The organism is Paenibacillus sp. FSL H8-0332, assembly GCF_037963835.1.
GTDB lineage: Bacteria > Bacillota > Bacilli > Paenibacillales > Paenibacillaceae > Paenibacillus_AQ > Paenibacillus_AQ rhizoplanae.
Window position 1 is genome coordinate 2,798,629 of sequence record NZ_CP150145.1, and the last position, 19,495, is coordinate 2,818,123.

19 protein-coding genes are annotated in these 19,495 nt (G+C 52.0%); 12 read left to right on the top strand and 7 right to left on the bottom strand.

Annotated elements, in window-relative coordinates:
- Positions 1 to 50 precede the first annotated feature (50 nt).
- From NST43_RS11985 to dnaN, 6 genes are all read left to right on the top strand, one after another.
- A complete protein-coding gene (locus NST43_RS11985; RefSeq protein WP_339224652.1) occupies positions 51 to 1,559 on the top strand; it encodes a copper amine oxidase N-terminal domain-containing protein in 1,509 nt (502 codons plus the stop codon).
- Between the two features lie 161 nt (positions 1,560 to 1,720).
- Positions 1,721 to 2,080 carry a BlaI/MecI/CopY family transcriptional regulator gene (locus NST43_RS11990; protein ID WP_209985560.1) on the top strand — a complete coding sequence of 120 codons (360 nt, stop codon included), beginning with the start codon at positions 1,721 to 1,723 and terminating at the stop codon, positions 2,078 to 2,080.
- Complete coding sequence (locus NST43_RS11995) at positions 2,077 to 3,504, top strand: M56 family metallopeptidase (RefSeq protein ID WP_339224654.1); 1,428 nt, start codon at positions 2,077 to 2,079, stop codon at positions 3,502 to 3,504. Before NST43_RS11990 ends, NST43_RS11995 begins: the two co-directional genes overlap by 4 nt.
- Positions 3,505 to 3,617: 113 nt before the next feature.
- Positions 3,618 to 4,829: a chromate transporter gene (locus tag NST43_RS12000; RefSeq protein ID WP_339224656.1), complete on the top strand. Its 1,212-nt coding sequence runs from the start codon at positions 3,618 to 3,620 to the stop codon at positions 4,827 to 4,829.
- A 246-nt stretch (positions 4,830 to 5,075) separates the two neighbouring features.
- Complete coding sequence (locus tag NST43_RS12005; protein WP_209985569.1) at positions 5,076 to 5,252, top strand: ribbon-helix-helix protein, CopG family; 177 nt, start codon at positions 5,076 to 5,078, stop codon at positions 5,250 to 5,252.
- Between the two features lie 27 nt (positions 5,253 to 5,279).
- Complete coding sequence (dnaN, locus tag NST43_RS12010) at positions 5,280 to 6,407, top strand: DNA polymerase III subunit beta (protein ID WP_339224657.1); 1,128 nt, start codon at positions 5,280 to 5,282, stop codon at positions 6,405 to 6,407.
- A gap of 90 nt (positions 6,408 to 6,497) precedes the next feature.
- Here dnaN and NST43_RS12015 read toward each other — a convergent pair whose 3' ends face one another.
- Entirely contained in the window at positions 6,498 to 7,913 is a 1,416-nt protein-coding gene (locus tag NST43_RS12015; protein ID WP_339224658.1) for a metallophosphoesterase, read from the bottom strand.
- A gap of 276 nt (positions 7,914 to 8,189) precedes the next feature.
- Here NST43_RS12015 and NST43_RS12020 point away from each other — a divergent pair, with 276 nt between their 5' ends.
- Together NST43_RS12020 and NST43_RS12025 are read left to right on the top strand one after the other, a co-directional pair.
- Complete coding sequence (locus NST43_RS12020) at positions 8,190 to 8,789, top strand: nitroreductase family protein (protein WP_339224660.1); 600 nt, start codon at positions 8,190 to 8,192, stop codon at positions 8,787 to 8,789.
- A gap of 79 nt (positions 8,790 to 8,868) precedes the next feature.
- The gene (locus tag NST43_RS12025; RefSeq protein WP_209985580.1) at positions 8,869 to 9,063 is read left to right on the top strand and encodes a DUF2188 domain-containing protein; all 195 of its coding nucleotides are present in this window, start codon (positions 8,869 to 8,871) and stop codon (positions 9,061 to 9,063) included.
- Positions 9,064 to 9,177: 114 nt separating this feature from the next.
- Here NST43_RS12025 and NST43_RS12030 read toward each other — a convergent pair whose 3' ends face one another.
- A complete protein-coding gene (locus NST43_RS12030) occupies positions 9,178 to 10,383 on the bottom strand; it encodes a peptidylprolyl isomerase (protein ID WP_209985582.1) in 1,206 nt (401 codons plus the stop codon).
- A 258-nt stretch (positions 10,384 to 10,641) separates the two neighbouring features.
- Positions 10,642 to 10,977 (bottom strand): LytTR family transcriptional regulator DNA-binding domain-containing protein, encoded by a 336-nt coding sequence (locus NST43_RS12035; protein WP_209985585.1) that lies wholly within the window; start codon positions 10,975 to 10,977, stop codon positions 10,642 to 10,644.
- 184 nt (positions 10,978 to 11,161) lie between these two features.
- Here NST43_RS12035 and NST43_RS12040 point away from each other — a divergent pair, with 184 nt between their 5' ends.
- Positions 11,162 to 12,268 (top strand): lactonase family protein, encoded by a 1,107-nt coding sequence (locus NST43_RS12040; RefSeq protein ID WP_339224662.1) that lies wholly within the window; start codon positions 11,162 to 11,164, stop codon positions 12,266 to 12,268.
- Positions 12,269 to 12,396: 128 nt separating this feature from the next.
- Here NST43_RS12040 and hfq read toward each other — a convergent pair whose 3' ends face one another.
- A complete protein-coding gene (gene hfq, locus NST43_RS12045; protein WP_051478328.1) occupies positions 12,397 to 12,618 on the bottom strand; it encodes an RNA chaperone Hfq in 222 nt (73 codons plus the stop codon).
- Between the two features lie 112 nt (positions 12,619 to 12,730).
- Between hfq and NST43_RS12050 the strand changes: the two genes are divergently transcribed.
- Positions 12,731 to 13,402, top strand: a complete 672-nt coding sequence (locus NST43_RS12050; RefSeq protein WP_339224663.1) for a phosphatase PAP2 family protein — start codon at positions 12,731 to 12,733, stop codon at positions 13,400 to 13,402.
- A 23-nt stretch (positions 13,403 to 13,425) separates the two neighbouring features.
- Here the strand turns inward: NST43_RS12050 and NST43_RS12055 are convergent, their stop codons facing one another.
- A complete protein-coding gene (locus tag NST43_RS12055; RefSeq protein ID WP_209985593.1) occupies positions 13,426 to 13,926 on the bottom strand; it encodes a hypothetical protein in 501 nt (166 codons plus the stop codon).
- 193 nt (positions 13,927 to 14,119) lie between these two features.
- Here NST43_RS12055 and NST43_RS12060 point away from each other — a divergent pair, with 193 nt between their 5' ends.
- Both NST43_RS12060 and helD read left to right on the top strand, forming a co-directional pair.
- Positions 14,120 to 15,175: an aromatic acid exporter family protein gene (locus tag NST43_RS12060; protein ID WP_209985596.1), complete on the top strand. Its 1,056-nt coding sequence runs from the start codon at positions 14,120 to 14,122 to the stop codon at positions 15,173 to 15,175.
- Positions 15,176 to 15,261: 86 nt separating this feature from the next.
- Complete coding sequence (gene helD / locus NST43_RS12065) at positions 15,262 to 17,619, top strand: RNA polymerase recycling motor HelD (RefSeq protein ID WP_339224665.1); 2,358 nt, start codon at positions 15,262 to 15,264, stop codon at positions 17,617 to 17,619.
- A gap of 81 nt (positions 17,620 to 17,700) precedes the next feature.
- Here the strand turns inward: helD and NST43_RS12070 are convergent, their stop codons facing one another.
- Entirely contained in the window at positions 17,701 to 18,897 is a 1,197-nt protein-coding gene (locus NST43_RS12070; RefSeq protein WP_339224667.1) for an MFS transporter, read from the bottom strand.
- Positions 18,898 to 18,909: 12 nt separating this feature from the next.
- The gene (locus NST43_RS12075; protein WP_339224669.1) at positions 18,910 to 19,353 is read right to left on the bottom strand and encodes a MarR family transcriptional regulator; all 444 of its coding nucleotides are present in this window, start codon (positions 19,351 to 19,353) and stop codon (positions 18,910 to 18,912) included.
- Between the last annotated feature and the right edge of the window lie 142 nt (positions 19,354 to 19,495).

The window sequence follows — 19,495 nt, forward strand, 5'->3', positions numbered from 1 at the left end:
CTCTGAGATGATGGGTACGTTGCCAAATTATGAGCTAGAGGAGACATGCTATGAAGAAAATGAAAGCAAGAACCAAATGGCTGGTGCCGATTCTCGCCCTGCTGCTGATTCTGTCAGGCTGCCAAGCGATTGGCGGCTTCGATGTCAATAAGGCATTGCTGGGGGATCTGGATGTCAAATCGTCTGAATCCAGCACTACGATGAGCCTGAGCGCTGTTCCGGCTGCAGGCATCACCGCAGAGGACCGGGAAGTTGTTGATCTTATTAATTCCTTATCGCTTACGCTCGGCCATGTGAAGGTTCAGGATAACGGCAATGTCTCGGCCACGGGAGTTGTGGGTTACAAGGAGCTCAAGATTCCTTTCTCCCTCTTCACGGACCAGAAGAACCTGGTCTTCACCGCAGAAGGCGCGAAGCAGCCGTTCTACATGCCGCTTCAGAGCAATGAAATGCTGCTTGGCCTGGAAGCAACCGATCCTGCCAAGACCTTGGAATTCACTAAGCTGGCCTCCCAGTTTATGATCAAGAATCTTCCGAATCCGGGTGCGATCACAGTGACATCAGTTAATGAATCCGTATACGGCCAGCCAACCAGCTTGACGAAGCTACATACGGAAATTACAGGGGAAGAGCTTCCGGTATTGCTTAAGAGCTTCCTGAGATCTGTGTCTAAGGATACCGAAGGTTTCACTGCCCTGATCAGCGGTTTGTATGATTACATGTATCCGCTGATTAAAGACAGAGCTGAAGATCTCAACAGCATCGGTCTCGGCGATATTCCGCTGGAGGACAAAGAAGGGGTAGTTACCGTAGTGCATGATGCAGCCAAGTTGGCTGTAGATGCCCTGCTGCTGGTCTATGACAAGCAACTGGAGAACCTCTATGAATCGACCCCTGAACTTAAGACTGTTCTCGGCAAGGATACGAAGCTGACTGCAGATATCTTCGTGGATAGCGGCTTCCATGTCCGCAAACAGAACATCGACTTCAATGTTGCTCTTCCGGCCGATGAATATCTGCCGCTGCAGAGCATCAAGATGAAGCTGGTGTCCGAGACCTGGAATGTGAACGGTCCGGTAACGGCTGATCCGATCAGCACGACAGGCGCAATTGATTACTCCAAGGGAGATCTTACGCCGGGTGAGACGCTGAGAAGCTTCGATGCCAATTCATCCGTCTATAAGCTGCTCAAAGAGGAGATGGCCATCACCTCCAAGAGCCTGATGATCTCACCGGATGATGACTATTATTATCCAATCGTGGACAATGGTACGACTTATGTGCCACTGCGTTATATCGCAGAGGATATGGATGCCACTGTAGAGTGGGATGCTCCTAACCGGGCGATCAAGGTGACTGACGATGTATACGGCGATCAGCTCGTATTCAAAATCGGCTCCGCCCAGGCACAGATTGCCGGCAAGACCGTTAAGCTTCCACAAGCGGTATTTGTGGATGAATACGGAGATGCTTATGTACCGCTGCGTGTATTGGCCCAAGGCCTGCACGCCACGGTTGAAGTGGATGATGACGGCTATATCTGGATCGACCGTCCGTAAGAAGTACCGTTATAATCAAGAAGCCGGGACCCCTGAGCAATCAGGCGGTTCCGGCTTTTTTGTGTGAGGTTACCGAGGGAGGTACCTTGACAATATAGGTTTACTGCAATAGACTTAACATCATTAGGTCTACTGCAATAAACTTATAAGGAGTGAACAGGATGGAGCCCTACAAATTATATGATGCTGAATATAAATTCGCCTGCCTGATCTGGGATCATGAGCCGATTAATTCTACAGAGCTCGTGAAGCTGAGTCTCTCGGCGCTGGGCTGGAAGAAGTCCACGACCTATACCGTATTAAGAAAGCTATGCGAGCGGGGAATTCTGAGGAATGAGGGGGCAATGGTCACAGCCGTCATCCCGAAGTCGGAGGCTCTGCGGCACGAAAGCCAGACGGTAGTGGACAAAGCCTTTGGCGGGTCGTTGCCGCAGTTTTTGACCGCTTTTCTCGGGGATAAGAAATTATCGGCCAAGGAAGCGGCGGAGCTGAAGAGGATTATCGAGGAGGCTTCCCAATGACGGACCTGTGGATCAGTATTCTGAATATGAGCATTACCGCCAGTTATGTGGCCGTTGCCGTGATGCTGGCGAGAATCCTGCTGCGGCGCGCTCCCAAAATCTTCTCCTATATGCTGTGGTCAGCAGTAATGATCAGGCTTATCCTTCCGGTCAGCTTCACTTCAAGTTTCAGTATCCTGAAGCTGGCAGGGTCTGCGGGCTCGTCCGGCACAGGACAGATGCAATTCGTTCCGATGAACATGGGCATGCAGGCGCAGCCTGCGGTGGACACCGGAACGGCTTCTGCGGGAAGTCTGTTGAACAGCCTGCTTCCGCCGGCTGCACCTGCAGCAAGCGTGAATCGGGTGCAGATCATCCTGTGGGCCGGCAGCATGATCTGGCTGACAGGCGCAATAACACTGCTGCTGTACAGCGTGTTCTCTTATGTAAGAATCATGCGCAGAGTCCGTACGGCAACCCTTGTGAAGGGGCATGTTTTTGAGACCGACCAGATTATGACTCCTTTCGTCTTCGGCTTCTTGAAGCCAAGGATCTACATTCCGGCCGGAATGAGTGAACAGGAGCTGTCCCATATTCTGCTGCATGAGCAGACTCATATTGACAGACGGGATTATCTGGTCAAGCCGCTTATGTTCCTGCTGGTCATTCTCCATTGGTTCAACCCGCTGATGTGGCTGTCTTTTGTGCTCATGAGCAAGGATATGGAGATGTCCTGCGATGAAGCGGTGATCCGGAAGCTGGGTCCGCAGGTTAAAAGCAGTTACTCAGGCTCCCTGCTTGGATTTTCAACCCGCCGGAGCGGTCTTATGACCGGCAGTCCGCTGGCTTTTGGAGAGAGCAGTGTAAAGGCCCGGATCAAGCATATTCTCGCATACCGTCAACCGACCTCAAGGAGCATGGCCGCTTGTACCCTGGTTATTGTGCTCTTGCTTATTGGATGTACGGCCAATCCCAAGACTGTGGAGCCCCCGGCGCAAGTGTCAGATTCCGGTTATGCGGTGGATCAGCTGCTGGAGAGCAAAACAAAGTATATTGGCGACGCCAGTAAAGTCACAGCGCTGCTTGGTGCGATGCCGCTGCCGGAAGGCCTGGAGAGGGCAGGCATTGAGCTGACAACAGGTTCCCGCCCGTATGCATTAACCATCAATTATAAAGTGAACGATATTAAGGGAATGTGGAACGATGAGCTTCAGGCTTTAAGCCGGGAGCCTCTCCTGCATAATTCGATCCTGCTGTTCAGCCTGATTGATAACGCGGATATTATAAATTACTCGCTTGCTGATGAAGGAATAACCTACAGCTTCAAGTTTACGAGAGAAGAGATTGATAAGCTGCTTGGAGAGGACGTCCGCCCTTATGGAGCGGATGAAGCTGGCCTTCGTAAGCTGATTGACCGGCTGGAGAGTGTCAAGCTGACTCCTTAAATGCCGATTTTTACAGAACATTTACGAAACACTGCTGCACCTTTTATCCAATGCTTGAACGCGTATGATAATCTGGAATGAGGTATACATTCTAGGGTCAAGGGAGCAATAGTATGCAAGCAGAGAAGCAGGCGGTGCCGGGAGAACATCGGAAGGGGAAGGCTGGGGCGTTACTTGAGATCCTGTTTGTATCGGCCCAATTGGGTCTTACCTCCTTCGGCGGACCGGTCGCCCATCTGGGTTATTTCCACAATGAATATATCCGCCGCCGGAGATGGATGGATGAACGGAGCTATGCGGATCTGGTAGCGCTCTGCCAGTTCCTACCGGGTCCCGCGAGCAGTCAGGTGGGGATTGGCATTGGAATGGTGCGGGCAGGCTGGCTGGGTGGTATAGTGGCTTGGCTGGGCTTCACTTTGCCTTCCGTCCTTGCGCTGGTCGCGTTTGCCTTCCTGCTGCAGGGCTATGATATTGCTGGTGCAGGCTGGATTCACGGTCTGAAGATCGTAGCTGTAGCAATTGTTGCCCAGGCCATCCTTGGCATGGGGCAGAAGCTGACCCCGGACCGGGAAAGAATAGCCATCGCGGTTATAGCAACAGGTGTTACATTATCATGGCAGACGGGCTACAGCCAGATTCTCACGATTGCTGTAGCGGGCATAGCCGGGTTATGGCTGTACCGCCACAGTTCTACGGAGAACGTGACAAATCTTCCGATCCCCATCCGCCGGTCGTCTGGCATCGTTTGTTTAGCATTGTTCGGCGTACTCCTGATAGTGCTCCCGTTCCTTAGAGGGACGGCTGAGGCGGGAGGAATGGCGATATTTGACAGCTTTTATCGTTCTGGTGCCTTAGTGTTCGGCGGTGGACATGTCGTGCTTCCGCTGCTGGAACAAGAAGTTGTTCCTACCGGCTGGGTGAGCCAAGCCGATTTCCTGGCGGGATACGGGGCCACACAGGCCGTACCGGGTCCGTTGTTCACTTTTGCAGCCTATCTTGGGGCAATGACCGCCGGTGTTCCCGGGGCCATCGTGGCCACGCTCGCGATTTTCCTGCCAGCCTTTCTGCTGGTTGCGGGCGCATTGCCTTTTTGGAACAGCTTAAGAAGGAGCCCCCGGATGCAAGGAGCCTTAACCGGAATCAATGCTGCTGTGGTCGGAATCCTGCTTGCCGCCTGGTATGACCCCCTGTGGACGACAGCCATTCTCACGCCGTTGGACTTCGCCCTGGCTGTCATTCTGTTCGTGATGCTGGTCTTCTGGAAGCTGCCGCCCTGGGTGGTTGTGGTGGCCGGTGCGGCGGGTGGAATGGTGATCGGGTGGTGACTTAACCGTATAACTCATGAAATGCTTTATATTGAACTGACCATTGCGTAATTGCAAGGTCGGTTTTTTGGTATACAGCCAGGTTCATCATTCATTCGTAACCTTGTAAGCCCATAAATCATGTGATAAAATAATAATAGGAACATTGAAAAAGGTAACCTAAATCAAAAAAAGAGAGGACAAAACAAATTGAGTCAAAATGAACTAAAGATAGGTCTTTCCAATAAAGAAGGCCAATTAGGGTTCATGTCTGCAAGAGGAGGTCCCCGGGAGGGAGCAGGCCGCAAGAGCATAGGCGTAACGAAAAAAGTATCGGTAACCTTAACTAATGAGCTTTGGGAGAAGGTCGAACAGCATTGCGCAGAGCATAAATTATCCCGGTCGGAGCTTATCCGATCTCTGATTGAGTCTAGTGATTTGTAATGTAGCTTAAGGAAATAGGTGAAGCCAGTGCGGATCAACGTAAGCAAGGATATTCTTCTCAAAGCTCTTCAGCAAGTGCTAAAGGCTGTACCGGCAAACCAACGGATTCCCATACTGGCAGGGGTTCATATACAAGCTCTAACCAATGAATTAATAGTTACAGCAAGCAATAGCAGTATGACTATACAGTACCGGATTCCCGGTGAAGATACCTCTTTGACGGTTCAGAGAATTGGAGAAGTGGTTGTACCGGCAAGGTATTTTTGCGAAATAATACGTAAGTCTGATTCTGGGATGATTACTTTGGAAGTCGACAGATCCTTACGGCTCAGCATATCCTCAGAACATACACAAATCCGGTTATGCGGAATGGATGCTGTAGATTATCCGGCGATACATCCTGCTGAGAATCATGCTGCACTTAAATTAGCAGTTAATAATCAACTATTGAAGGATTCCATCCTACAGGTGGCAGGAGCGGCTTCTTCATCAGAACATAGGCCTGTGTTGACTGGGGTATCTTTTCAGTATCGAAATCATCGGCTACAGTTAACGGCTACTAACGGTGTTCGTCTGGCTTCCCGGACTATAGATGTGGAACATGATGCTGAGATGGAGAGGCATATTATTGTTCCTGGCAGAAATTTAGTTGAAGCGGTTAAAATCATGGACGGCGAGGACAGAACAACAGAAGTTGAAGTAACCAACCGTCATGTTAGATTCACTGCTAACCATATTATGGTTCAATCTGCTTTAATTGAGGGGGAGTACCCGTCCCTGCACCATGTGATTCCGCACACTTTTATATCAGAGATTACAATTGGAACAGCCCCTCTGTTAAAAGCCGTCGAACGGACAACGGTATTGGCCAGTGAAAGTATTATAAGGTTAGAGACCACTGCCGATACACTACGTTTGTTATCCCAAACCACAGAAATCGGAGATATTGAGGACGAGGTATCAATACTCGAGAAGAACGGGGAGGATTTCACGATCTCGCTAAATGGAAAGTATGTGGCAGACATCCTACATGTTACAAGTAGTGATTTCATACGCTTGAGATTCACCGGCAAAATGAGCCCGATGGTTATACACCCGTTGAATGATCTTTCTTCAACTTTTTTTCTAATTACTCCAGTGCGAACCGCAAAGTAAGCGTTAGGTATAGCCCTGTTATCCGTAAATCTTAACTACGTACCAATTCGCACAAGGAATTGCCGAACGTAAGGGAGGCTTTGCTGTCTGCTATTGTGTAGTCAGAACCATCTCCAGCGAGGTATTGCTCACTTCTGCATGCTCCGCCATACTGCGGATGTATCCGGACATGAAGCCGCCCTCCATACTCTCCCACAGCTTGAATCCCGGCATCGCCCGGATCTCCTCCAGCGAATCAGCAGCGTTCCCGGCAAAATACTTCACGTTCAGCTTCGACATCACCTCTGCCATCGACTGCTTCTGCGCTTCTGTGAAGCTGCTCTCCTTCAGCTTGTTCATCGCTTTGTCATACGAATTCTCAGCGAAGATCTGCTCCGCATAGGCTTTGAAGTTCAGCAGGTGCGGATCAGTCTTATGGTTGGCCTTGGCCCAGCCGTCAACATCTACTTGAGCGGTGTGGTAGGTCACGGCCCGCGATGCGGGATCGAAGGTCATTCTGCCGTACTGGTGCGGGTTCACCGCGAAGGCGCTTGTAGCAATATCATAGACAGGCAAGGCCGGATCTATCGAGGCTGCTGGAGGATCGCGGTGGATATCCTGCATATGAATATGCCCGGATAATACCAGATTCAGCCCGTTTTTGCGAAAAGCCTTCATCGTCTCCTGGCTGTTATTAAGCTTGAACCCGGATACGGCCATGGAGGTATGGCTCAGCAGATTATGATGCATCACGGTAATCACAGACGCATGCTCCTGAGCGGCCAGCTTCACATTGTCGTCAATCCAGGCAAGGGTGGAGGGCAGAAGACGCCCGTCGGTCTGCGGAAAATTATATTCTTCGTTATGCGCATACTGGGCACTGTCAAGCATCAGCAGCCTAAGGCCGGGAGCTGCCTTCACGACATAGCTTAAGCTGTCTTTATCCCGCGACACCGCCTCGTTATATCCGAAATCGTCATAGATGCGCAGGAAATCCTCTACATTAATATGCTTGGCAACGACCTGCTTGTCACCGTCGAACGATCTGGCCCAGGGGTTGTTGATATCATGGTTACCCGGAGTCACGTAGACGCGGGTTCCGGCAGCCTCCATCCGGTGCAGCTTCGCGGCCAGCTCCTTATGACTGCCCGCTTCACCGTTATTGGTGAGGTCGCCACTCAGAATGAGGAAGGCCGGCTTGTTCTGGTCCACATCACGGACCAGTGCTTCGGTCAGCTCATCGCTGTAGGGGAGCATTTTGCCATCGCCGCCTGTGACATAGGTCTGGAAGGCTTGACCGCCATCCTCCAGGGCTTTGTCCAGATAATGCGTATCGGTGGCGACCCAGAAGGATACAGGTTCTCCGGATTCTGTAGCAGGGGTCACGGCCTCTGCGGCCGCTGGAACAGCGTCCAAGGCAGAAGAAGCGGAGTCTTTACATCCGCTGAGGATGAGGAGGGAAGGGAGGAGCATCATTAAGATGAGCTTCACCGTATGGGTTGTGCTCTTATGAAGAGAAGCGCGCATGGCTTAACCTTCTTTCTGTATTTTAGCTGAATCATTGTAGCTTATTTATGACCGGATTGTATATACGATATGTTAGCCGTTGTTTCTGAACCTCCAGAATAGCTTATAGAAAATAGTGGAAGGTGCATAAATGAATTCAATTCAGCGACACTAAGAGCGGATATACAAAAAAGAGCTGGTACAGGAAAAAGTTGTGAACGTTGTGTTGTATTCAGACCGGAAAAGTGTTATTATTAAAAAAAGTAAGTTACTTAATTTAATGGAGGTAGTTATTTTATGTCTAAGACTTTTTTTGAAGCGGTAAAAGGTAGACGTTCCATATACGCCATCAGTAAAGAATCCCCAATCTCTGATGAACAAATCCAAAAGATTGTAGAAGAGGCTGTTCTACATAGCCCAACTTCCTTCAACTCGCAAAGCTCCAGAGCTGTAGTATTACTGGGCGAACAACATGATAAGCTGTGGGATATTACGGCAGAAACCCTGCGTAAGATCGTTCCTACTGAACAATTCGAAGGTACTGCCCAGAAGCTGTCCTCCTTCAAAGCAGGCTACGGCACTGTGCTCTTCTACGAAGATCAGGCAGTGGTGAAGCACCTGCAGGAGAACTTTGCACTGTATGCTGAGAACTTCCCGATCTGGTCCAACCAATCCTCCGGGATTCTGCAATACGTAGTATGGACTGCCTTCGCCGAAGAAGGTCTGGGAGCTTCCCTTCAGCACTATAACCCGCTGATCGACGATGAAGTGAAGGAGACCTTCGGTATTTCTGCGGACTGGAAGCTGATTGCCCAGATGCCATTCGGTAACATCCTGACTCCTCCAGGCGAGAAGGAATTCCAGCCGATTGAAGAACGCGTGAAGGTAAAGAAGTAAGTAAATCTTGCGATAAGCAGTTTAGAACCTCCCTGATCCGGCTAAGTATGAATATAGCCCGATCAAGGAGGTTTTTGTTATGCCATGGAATAAGGAGAACTACCCGGATTCACTGAAGAACTTCACTGCACCTGTTCGCAACAAAGCGGTGGAGATTGCCAATGCGCTGCTGGAGGACGGATATGACGAGGGGCGGGCCATTGCCATTGCTACCGCACAAGCCAAAGAGTGGGGCGAGAATCACGATAAGCAGATCCGTAAAAAGGACCACTAACAACTCAGTATGGACGGCATTAGTCAGGCTTATATCTGTACACAAGCAAAGAGGACAAGCGGATATCCGCCTGTCCTCTTTGTATAAATAGCTTGTACATCAATACAGTATTCGTTATTTCGTAGCAGGTGCTTCCGTTGCAGCAGCAGGAGCTTCACTTGCTGCCGGAGTAGCGGATGCATCCGGTTTGTCAGTCAGTGTATTCGTGATCTTGGAATTCTTGTTCAGATCCGCCAACCAGGTAGCAGACATCTCAGACACTTTTTGTGCAATTAGAGTCTTTTTGATCTCATCTTTCTTCTCGGCGAGTGTATATTCTTTGGCTTCCTTACGGTCGGTGACCTTGATAATGTGGTAGCCATACTCGGACTTCACTGCACCGCTGGTTTCGCCAACCTTCATCTTGAAGGCAGCATCGGAGAATTCAGCAACCATGTCTCCGCGTTTGAAGAAGTCAAGATCGCCGCCTTTGTCCTTGGAGCCGGTATCAGCGGATTTTTCCTTGGCCAATGCGGCAAAGTCTCCACCCTCTTTGAGCTGCTTAACAATGGCTTCGGCTTCTTCCTTAGTCTTCACCAGGATGTGGGAAGCGCGTACTTCCTCTTCCTGATTGTATTTAGCCTTATTCTCGTCAAAATATTTAGAAATATCTGCGTCGGTAATTGTGATCTTTGGTTCGATCAGCTTGCGGATCTCAACCTGGAGTGGCATTTGCTTCTTCAGATCTTCAATCGTCATCGAGCTCTGCTGCAAGGCGTTATTGAGCGCTTCCTCGCCGCCGAACTGGGTTTTGAGATCTTCGATTTCCTGATTAATGTCAGCATCGGTAACCTTAATGTTGGCCTTCTTGGCTTCCTGGCCTACAAGTGTGGTAGTAATCAGGTTTTGCAGGGTGGATTCCCCGCCGGCTTCAACCAATTTATCATATAGCTGCGCTTTGGTGATGTCTGTTCCGTTCACGGAAGCAACGGCAATTTTGCTGTCATCTTTCTTGAAGGGCTGTACAATCAGCACTACGATCAGCGCTGCTGCGAGTACGAGCGATGCAATCATCCAGCCTTTACCGCCGCCGGATGCAGCAGGTGAGGAAGGAGGAGTACCTCCGCCGCCGACTTTGTTCATCACGGGAACGCTTTCTTCAACTCGTGGAGCTTGCGGTCTGCCGGAGCCCTCAGCTGCGGCTTGTACAGGTTCCTGCGGTACAGAGGCTGTTCCTGCAGTTTGAATTTCTTCTGCCGGAATAATCACAGAAGCGTCGTTCTCTTCCGGCGTAATGCCGTTTTCTAGCTTTTCATTTTCATTGAAATCTTTTTTGTCCATTATAATTAATGACTCCCTTCAATATAGGTGGTGCCTGTCTTTCTACAACTTTACCAGAAAACAGAATTCCAAACCTTAAGAAAGTATAAAAAAGCTGAATTACTTTTTAAGATTCCATTAAGAAACAGGTAAACACAGGAAAAACCGGAGCAGCACGGGTGTCCCCAGATGCGCTCCGGCCTGATGAGAGAGACTGTATGAATCCATAATAGAATGGTGTATCCCCAAGCTGTAGATGTCTGCGGGCAGGTACCCGTTCTAGGAGCCCAGTCCTTTAAGCAGATGACGGATGTTCTCCTGCTTACGTCTGGGAACACGTACAGACTTGGCATAGAGGCCCATTTCACCGAAGTAGATGCAGTCGTCCTCGATGGAACTGATCTTGTTCAGGTTCACGTAGCAGCTCCCGTACACGTGATAATAGCTGTTGCTCGACAATAAGCGGTTTAGTTGCTCGGCAGTCATTCTCTTTTTAATATTGTAGTTTCTGCCGTGAAAAATGACCAGGTCATGGTCCCCGACCTTAAAGAACAGAATGTCTGTCTCCACCTCGAAGTCCTCATATACATTTCTGGCTTCCAGCAGGCTGCTCATTCGTGTTCCCCCTTTATCTTGATTAATAACATTAATGTTAGCGCTTTCATTATATCATACTCTGAATGACTTGAGAAGTCTTATTTTTGAAATGTTTTTTGTCATTTTTTCCGTTGCATTTGTCATACCTCACGAAAAAATGTAAATTATATAGATGGCTGTTTAACATGAGGAGGAATTCTAGATGAACGAGAAGACGAAGCTGCTGTTATTTACCGGTTCGTATGCCACCGCAGAAGAGAGCGGAATTCAGGTGTTCGCTTTTGACGGTGAAGCCGGGGGTACTCTGGAGCGGATAGATACCGCAGAAGGCCTGACGAATCCTACGTTTGTCAATGTGGACCCTTCCGGCCGGAAGCTGTACGCCATAGGGGAGAAGCCGAATGGAACGGGAGGCAAGGAAGGGGAGGTTATAACCTTCGCTATCGATCCTGAGACCGGCAAGCTGAGCGAATTGCAGCGGATTCAGACCATGCCTTCTGAAGGCAAAGGCCAGAGCACGACCTGTAACATTAACCGGGACGACAAGAATGAACATCTTATAGTGTGCAGCTATCACGGGGGATCGGTTGGACTCCTCACGCTGGACCAAGAAGGACTGCCGGTAGCATTGACGGATACTGCCCAGCATACCGGACATGGAGCGACACCAGGCCAGGACCGCCCGCATCCGCATTCGGCGATCTTCAGCCCCGATGGACGTTACCTGTTCGTCTCGGATCTGGGACTGGATCTGATCCGCAGCTACCGGATAGATGAAGAAGCGGGAACCTTTGAAGCGATTGGAGATACCCCGCTGCATGCCGGGGCAGGACCGCGGCATTTCGTATTTCATCCAGACGGGAAGTCCGCGTACGTCATTAATGAGCTGGACAGCACGGTCACATCATTCCTGTATGATGCTGCGGCAGGAACCCTGAAGACGGCTGCTACCGTATCCACACTGCCTGAAGGATATGGGGCCGACCAGAACAGCTGTGCAGAGATCGCATTCTCTAAGGATGGCAAATATCTGTACGGCTCGAACCGCGGACATGACAGCATCGTTCAGTATGCTGTGAATCCGCAGACGGCCGGGCTGACCCTGGTAGAGCATGTATCCACCAAAGGCGGACATCCCCGTCACTTCACGGTTACACCGGATGGAGCTTATCTGATTGTGGCCAACCGGGATGGCAATAATCTGGTCGTCTTCTCCCTGGACGAAGGCAGCGGCCGCCTGAGCTTCACCGGCAATACAGCCGAGCTGTCGAAGCCGGTATGCGTGATGCCGGCGGTCTTCCCCGCATAGGAGAAGCTGCCTGACCCTGAGGAGTCAACGGCAAAAGGAACACCGGGATGCTGCTCCGGTGTTCCTTTTGAGTTCCTGTACGGTTCATTTGTAGTAGCTTAGGTTAGAATGTGCGCCGTGCAGACAGCTTATTTGAGTGAGACGGGCTTCAGCGGCACCACGGTAGAGACTGCCGATTTGAAGAGTACATTCTGTCTCCCGTCACCCTGACCCTGCAAGGTGATCGTATAAGCGTCATAAGAGGTTACCAGTCCCTGCATTTTGACTCCGTTAGTTGTAAAGATCGTCACAGGCATCTTTGTTGAGATGCACTGGTTCAACAAACGTTCCTGCAATTTTAGACTTTCCACTTGGCAGCACTCCATCTTTAATTGAAATAATTTCTCCAGGCCATTATAACACGGGACAGACCTTCCCAGGAAATGTGTTCATAAGGCCTGACAAATAGACAAGGGGGTAGTTATGCTATATTATCATTACTGGTCCCGTGGATTCCGGTGGTTTATAGGGTTTTTGCTGGCTTTTATCCTGATTGCATTACTGGTTAAGCTGGGCGGAGCCCGGGGCTTCGACGATGCGGTGATCCGGTTCGTGCAATCGATGGAATCCCCGCCGCTGACGGCGCTGGCCAAAGGCTTATCGCTGGTCGGCTCCTCGAAGCTGGCGGTCGGGATCTCCCTGCTGACCATGCTCATACTCTTCTTCGCCCTGAAGCACCGGCTGGAGCTTGCCTTGTTCCTGTGGGTAGGCCTTGGCTCACAATTGCTGAACACGCTGCTGAAGCTGTGGTTCCACCGGGAGCGTCCCACCATCCACAGGCTGATTGAACAGGCGGGATATAGCTTCCCCAGCGGGCATTCGATGGCAGCCTTCTCGTTATATGGAGTCATTGCCTATCTGCTATGGCGGCATATGCATAGTCGGAGCGAGCGGTTACTGCTGATTCTGTTCACTGTGCTGATGACGGGGGGGATCGGCTGGAGCCGGATTTATCTGGGGGTGCATTATCCGAGTGATGTGATCGGCGGCTATGCCGCGAGCGGAGCCTGGCTGATGCTGTCGGCTGCCTGCTTCGAGGCTTACCGGAATCACAAGTCGAAGCCGCATAACATAAAGAATGCCCGGAAGAAGTAGTCTTCCGGGCATCTGCAGCCTGTTCAGGGGGCCTTCGTTGCAGCAGGCGGCGGTGACGGCTTGCCTTGGTGAAGCTGGGCTACACGGCTGAGGCTGCGCTTGATCAGCGTTGGCAGGCCTGGCTTTAGCTTCGCCGCGTCTTCCTGCGTCAGCTTCCCTTCCTTGACGAATCCATCCAGCTTCAGGCTGGCGGCATCGCTCAGCTTCTGGACATACTGGTCTTGGCTCCAGCCTTTCTTCTCCTGGGCCAGGCCGGTCAGGGTCTTGCCCGACTTCAGGCTGGTAATCAGCTCTTCACGGCCCATTCCGAGCAGCTCAGCCGTTTCACTGATAATGAAATGACCTCCGGCCCTGAAATTCCGGTCTGCGCTGCGGGGAGGGGCATGCTCTCTGCCGGTATGCGGGGATACTGGCGGAGGGGTTGCAGTGCCTTTGGGCAACTGTTCGCCATAGGCGGCAGCAGGAGCTATAGTAAGCATCATGGCTGCTGCCCATGCGGTTATCGTGCGGGTCGTTTTTTTCATGAATACACCTCTTCTGATGGTTGTAGTTACTACCCGGTATAACAGTATTCCCTGAAAGCTGAAAGAATCCTGAAGCCCGGCTTAAGACATACTAAAATTCGCCAGCGTAGATCATGGGTAATAACAGGATATACATAAAGGATGAACATCCGCAGTAATTATGATAAGCTTCAAGCTCTTGGGAGGGATGGACTTGGCTTTCGGTGCCCGCATACTCAAAACAGGAATGGCCGTAACGCTTGCCCTTTATCTGTCCGTTCTATTCAACTTCGCCTCTCCTGTCGGTGCGGCTATTGCGGCAATCTTTGCCATGCAGCCGTCCATCTATAGATCATGGCGGTATTTCCTGGATCAGATCCAGACCAGCACGATGGGGGCGGTGATAGCGCTGCTTGCCGGAATGCTGCTCTCCAATGAACCGATTGCGGTTGGACTGGTATGTATCCTGGTGATTATGATCAGCATGAAAATGAACCGCGCCGATACGATCGGCCTGACGCTGGTCACAGTCATCTCTGTCATGGAGGCTTCCGGCCAGTGGCAGTTCGCATTAACCCGGTTCCTGCTGACTTTGACCGGGATTCTGTCGGCATTTATTATCAATATTTCCGTATTTCCGCCGCAGCCGCGCAAGCAGTACATCCAGCAGATTGAGAATGTGTTCACCAGCCTGTCGCTGCTGCTGCGGACGGCGGTGTCGCATGAGATGAAGGAAAGTGTGTTCCGGGATGAGAAGAATGGCCTGGAGGGCTCGATTAAAGCGCTGGCTGATAAATACGCGTTGTTTGAGGAAGAGCAGAAGCAGCTCCGCAGGGCTAAATACAGTCAGACGAGACAGATGGTAGTCTACAAAAACCTGCTGAATTCCCTGCAAAAGGGCTATCAGGTGCTTGAGGCGATTGACCGGCATTATTTCCAGGCTGACCGGACGGAGCAAACGGATGAGCTGTTCGACCGCCATCTGGAGCAGCTGATTAAGTATCATGAGTACATTCTGCTGAAATTCGAGGATAAGCTGAAGCCGGGGGCTAATGACTCCGAGCCGCTGGCGGAGGATAATGACCGCTTCCTGAAATCCGCCATTAACGGGTATGATCCGCAGAAATCCGGGCAGCTCCGTCTGTCGGTAGTGGCGGCGGCCATCTATGACTACGGCTATCAGCTGGAGCGTCTGGACAAGGTGGCCGACCAGATCCACCGCATGAACGCAGAAGACAAGGAAAGTGTTGTGCTGAGTGAGAAAATTTAGAGCGTAAGATTATATGGCAAAAACTTGTAAAAGGACTACAGAGTTGGTAACATTGTTAGTCAACCTTCCGAAGGGGATGAAATGAATTGGATAAACATGATCACGAGTGGCAAAAGGAGCAGGAGCGGGTAAGTGGCATCACCAAGCTGCTGTCTACCCATATCCGGCTGCTGTCAGAGGAGCTGGGACTCCACCGCACGGATGTCGTGGATATGCGCAAAGACTTCTGGGAAGAGGTCACAGTGAACTTCAGCAGCCCCGACGACCTGGGGGAGACTTCGACCAGTCTGCGGCAGCAGGCACAGATTCTGAACGAACGCGAACGCCATCACCTGCAATCCAGCAAGTCGCTCAAAAAATATAAAAAGCTGGTGGTATCGCCCTATTTTGGCCGGATTGATTTCTCCGAGGCGGGGGATGCTGCGGCTGACACCATCTATCTGGGCATCGGTTCGCTGATGGAGGATAACGGGACCTTCCTGATCTACGATTGGCGCGCGCCTATCTCGAGCCTGTATTATGACGGGGCACCGGGACCTGCATCCTATGCGACGCCGGGCGGACAGATTACGGGCACCATGGAGCTGAAGCGCCAATTCGTTATTGACAACGGTGAGATTGAAGTCATGTTCGACACGGGCGTCACCATCGGCGATGAGCTGCTTCAGCAGGTGCTGAGCCACAGCGCCGATGACCGGATGAAATCGATCGTAGCTACTATCCAGAAGGAGCAAAACGCGGTTATCCGTAATGATAGAAGCCGGATGCTGGTTGTGCAGGGAGCTGCCGGCAGCGGCAAGACTTCTGCGGCGCTCCAGCGGGTAGCCTATCTGCTCTACAAGTACCGTGAGGTGCTTCAGGCGGATCAGATGCTGCTCTTCTCGCCTAACCCCTTGTTCAACAGCTATGTATCCACTGTGCTGCCTGAGCTGGGGGAAGAGAATATGCAGCAGACGACCTTCCAGATGTATCTGGAGCACCGGCTGGGCCAGGAATTTCAGCTGGAGGATGTGTTCAGCCAGACGGAGAGTCTGCTGAATGCCCCGGACGGAGAGGAAGCGTTCACACGCCGGGAAGGCATTGCTTATAAATCATCGGTGGCCTTCCTTAGCGCTATCCGGCAATATGTGAATCTGCTGGAGCATGAAGGCATGCTGTTCAAGCCGCTGATGTTCCAGGGGAAGGCAGTTGCCTCTAAGGAAGAGATGGAGCACCAGTTCTACAGCTATGACCCGGGCATCAAGCTGGCGAACCGGATTGAGCTGATGACGGGCTGGCTGCTCAAAAAAATTGCGGCCTTCGGCGTAGAAGAGCGGAGTGCGGCCTGGGTAGATGAGCAGATTGAGCTGATGGATAACAGCGATTATCAGCGGGCCTACAACCAGATGCGCCGCAAGGGCGGAGGGCATAACGACAGCTTCGATGATTATGATGCGGAGCGAATCCTGCTGGCCCGCTACGTGGTCAGTCAGCGACTCAAGCCGCTGCGCGGCTGGACCAAGCGCGGACGCTTCGTCGATGTGAAGGCGCTGTACAGCCGCTTATTCGAAGGTCGTGAGCTGATTGAGAGCCTGGATACCCGCCAGCCGCTGCCAGAAGCGTGGGATGAGATCTGCGCACAGACGCTGGCTGCGATTAGGAGCAATGAGCTGGCCTATGAAGATGCGACGCCGTTCCTGTATTTGAAGGAGCTTAGCCAGGGCTTCCGGACGAATACGCTGATCCGTCATGTCATTGTCGATGAGGTGCAGGATTACTCGCCGTTCCAGCTGGAATTCATGCGCCGCCTGTTTCCCCGGGCCAAAATGACCGTGCTCGGCGACCTGAACCAGGCGATCTATGCCCAAGGCGAGGTGCTGGGAGATCTGGCGGGGCTGGTGAGTATCTATGGTGAAGAGAACACTGAGGTGATCTCCTTGACCCGCAGCTACCGTTCTACGTATGAGATTGTTGAATTCACGCGGGCGATGATTCCCGGTGGCGAGAAGATCGTACCCTTTCACCGCCGGGGCGAGGAGCCACTCCTGACGCTGGTGGACAGTGAAGCGGATCTGCTCTCCTCAGTGGAGCAGGATGTGCTGAAGCTTCATGCAGAGGGTTATCATTATGTGGCCGTGATCTGCAAGACAGCGGAAGAGAGCGCACAGGTGCACCGTGAACTGGAGAAGCGGCTGCCGGTGCGGCTGGTCACGAAGGAAACACCTAATTTTCAAAAAGGGACGCTGGTGCTTCCGGCCTACCTCGCCAAGGGTGTCGAGTTCGATGCTGTAATCATCTATAACGGTTCCGCTGAGAAATACGGGCGTGAACATGAACGTAAGCTGTTCTATACCGCCTGTACCCGGGCGATGCATCTGCTTCATATCTACAGTCTGGGAGAGCCAAGCCCGTTCATGCCTGCTGCTGTGCGTGAAACGGTTACGGCTGGTACGCAGGAGAAGTGAGAAATAGCTATGAAAAGACAAAACCGCCTGCGCGTGTGACGCGAGGCGGTTTAGTCTTTTCCACGAAAGTGTAGCATACTGCTATCCCTGTAGGGCCGCTTTGTGCTTACGGGATCGCTGAGTCACGAGTACCATAAGATAGACAGCGAGCAGCAGGAGAGGTGCCAAGATCGAATACCGGTACATTACGGCGTAGCTGGTGAACATGGCGACAGCACCGAGCAGCATGGAGCCGATGGCGACACCGAGATCCAGGGAGTTGAGGAACATTCCGTTGGCTAACCCGCGCTGGCGCGGCTCGACAGACTGGATCATCCAGGTCTGGAGCGCAGGCTGCATGGAGCCGAAGCCGAAGCCGTAGCATAGAGCTGCCGGGAACAAGCCCGCCGTTGTAGAGGCGAAGGACAGCAGCAGCAGGCCGGCGGCGATGAACAGGCTTCCCGGGATGAGCAGGGCAGCCGGACCGAAGCGGTCATAGATTCTGCCGGACAGCGGCCGGATCACTAGGATGGCTACGGCATTGAACAGGAAGAAGTAAGCGATATGCTGGAGGTGCTTCTCTTGCCCGTAGAGCGCCAGGAAGCCCAGCAGCCCGCCGTAAGAGATCGATAAGAGGAAGTTAAGCAGGCAGGGAAGCAGCAGCCTGCGGTAAGGATTGCTTCCCACAGCTGCAGCCGGAACTGCGGGCGGCTCCAGATGTCCGCCAGGCAGTGACTTCGCCAGGCGGAAGCCCATGGGCAGGATCAGAGCAAGCGCGACAGCCGTCCCCAGCAGCAGGGACCCGAATCCTGGTCCTTGCAGCAGGCTGAGTCCGATCAGCGGGCCAGCCGACATGGCTAGGCTGGTGGATAATCCGAAGTAACCCATGCCCTCACCCATCCGCCGGATGGGGATGACATCGGAGGCCATGGTCGGGAACGCTGTGCTGGCCATACCGAAGCCTATGCCGAACAGCATGCGGAATAGCAGCAGGGTGAAGATGCTGCCTGCGAAATAATATCCGGCCACCGCAGACAAGGAAATGGCAAGGCCGAGGAAGATCAGCAGGTTGCGCCCGCCTCTCTCCATGGCTCTGGCCGAGAAGAGGCGGGAGGCAATCGCACTGAAAGCGAACAGGCTGGTGACAAGGCTGACCTGTACGGATGAAGCATGCAAAGCACTTTCCGCATAAGCCGGAAGGGTAGACAAGGTCATCTGCAGTCCTATGAACAGCAGAAGATTGCAAAGGGTGAGTGTAATGAAGGATGTAGTCCATAGACGTTCAGATGATTGATTCAAGTGTTTTGACTCCTATTCCTGATGTATATTTCCGGTGTTGTGATAGATTTGCTCCAGCATACTGCGGAGATCTTCAAGCTGCTGCGGCTGCAACCCGGCTACAGCCATATCTATAGTCTGCTGCTCCAGTGCTATAGTGTTCTCGATTAACGCCTGCCCCTCTGCGGTGGCGTAGAGCTGGAACGCCCTGCGGTCCTCCGGGTTGGCTGTTTTGGTAATGAAGCCTTTCTTGAGCAGGAGCTCCACGATCCGGGCGGTGGTCGGCTGGTCTTTGGCGGAGGCAACGGCAACCTCCTTCTGGCTGACTCCGCTGCGGTCACAGATCATCAGCAGGGTGGACCATTGCTCGGGTGTGATGTCATACGGCTTCAGCGCCCGTGCGAAGCTTACTGAGATTCTCCGGTGGGTGGAGCCCAGCAGGAAGCCGAGGAATTGCTGAGGTGAGGAAAGAGTCATAAATGAACTGCTCCTTTGAAATTACTTGTTACAACAAGTATAAGCATAACAAGTAAATGGGTCAAGGCGGAATGGGTCCGTCCAATCTAACAACACCAAAAAAGCCCCGCTCCGCATAATGCGGAAGGGGCTTGGGCTGTAT

Bases quoted from the DNA above. Each gene is read 5' to 3' on its own strand.
- NST43_RS11985 (WP_339224652.1), top strand. From the start codon at position 51: ATGAAGAAAATGAAAGCAAGAACCAAATGGCTGGTGCCGATTCTCGCC.
- NST43_RS11990 (WP_209985560.1), top strand. From the start codon at position 1,721: ATGGAGCCCTACAAATTATATGATGCTGAATATAAATTCGCCTGCCTG.
- NST43_RS11995 (WP_339224654.1), top strand. From the start codon at position 2,077: ATGACGGACCTGTGGATCAGTATTCTGAATATGAGCATTACCGCCAGT.
- NST43_RS12000 (WP_339224656.1), top strand. From the start codon at position 3,618: ATGCAAGCAGAGAAGCAGGCGGTGCCGGGAGAACATCGGAAGGGGAAG.
- NST43_RS12005 (WP_209985569.1), top strand. From the start codon at position 5,076: ATGTCTGCAAGAGGAGGTCCCCGGGAGGGAGCAGGCCGCAAGAGCATA.
- NST43_RS12015 (WP_339224658.1), bottom strand. From the start codon at position 7,913: ATGCGCGCTTCTCTTCATAAGAGCACAACCCATACGGTGAAGCTCATC.
- NST43_RS12020 (WP_339224660.1), top strand. From the start codon at position 8,190: ATGTCTAAGACTTTTTTTGAAGCGGTAAAAGGTAGACGTTCCATATAC.
- NST43_RS12025 (WP_209985580.1), top strand. From the start codon at position 8,869: ATGCCATGGAATAAGGAGAACTACCCGGATTCACTGAAGAACTTCACT.
- NST43_RS12030 (WP_209985582.1), bottom strand. From the start codon at position 10,383: ATGGACAAAAAAGATTTCAATGAAAATGAAAAGCTAGAAAACGGCATT.
- NST43_RS12035 (WP_209985585.1), bottom strand. From the start codon at position 10,977: ATGAGCAGCCTGCTGGAAGCCAGAAATGTATATGAGGACTTCGAGGTG.
- NST43_RS12040 (WP_339224662.1), top strand. From the start codon at position 11,162: ATGAACGAGAAGACGAAGCTGCTGTTATTTACCGGTTCGTATGCCACC.
- NST43_RS12050 (WP_339224663.1), top strand. From the start codon at position 12,731: ATGCTATATTATCATTACTGGTCCCGTGGATTCCGGTGGTTTATAGGG.
- NST43_RS12055 (WP_209985593.1), bottom strand. From the start codon at position 13,926: ATGAAAAAAACGACCCGCACGATAACCGCATGGGCAGCAGCCATGATG.
- NST43_RS12075 (WP_339224669.1), bottom strand. From the start codon at position 19,353: ATGACTCTTTCCTCACCTCAGCAATTCCTCGGCTTCCTGCTGGGCTCC.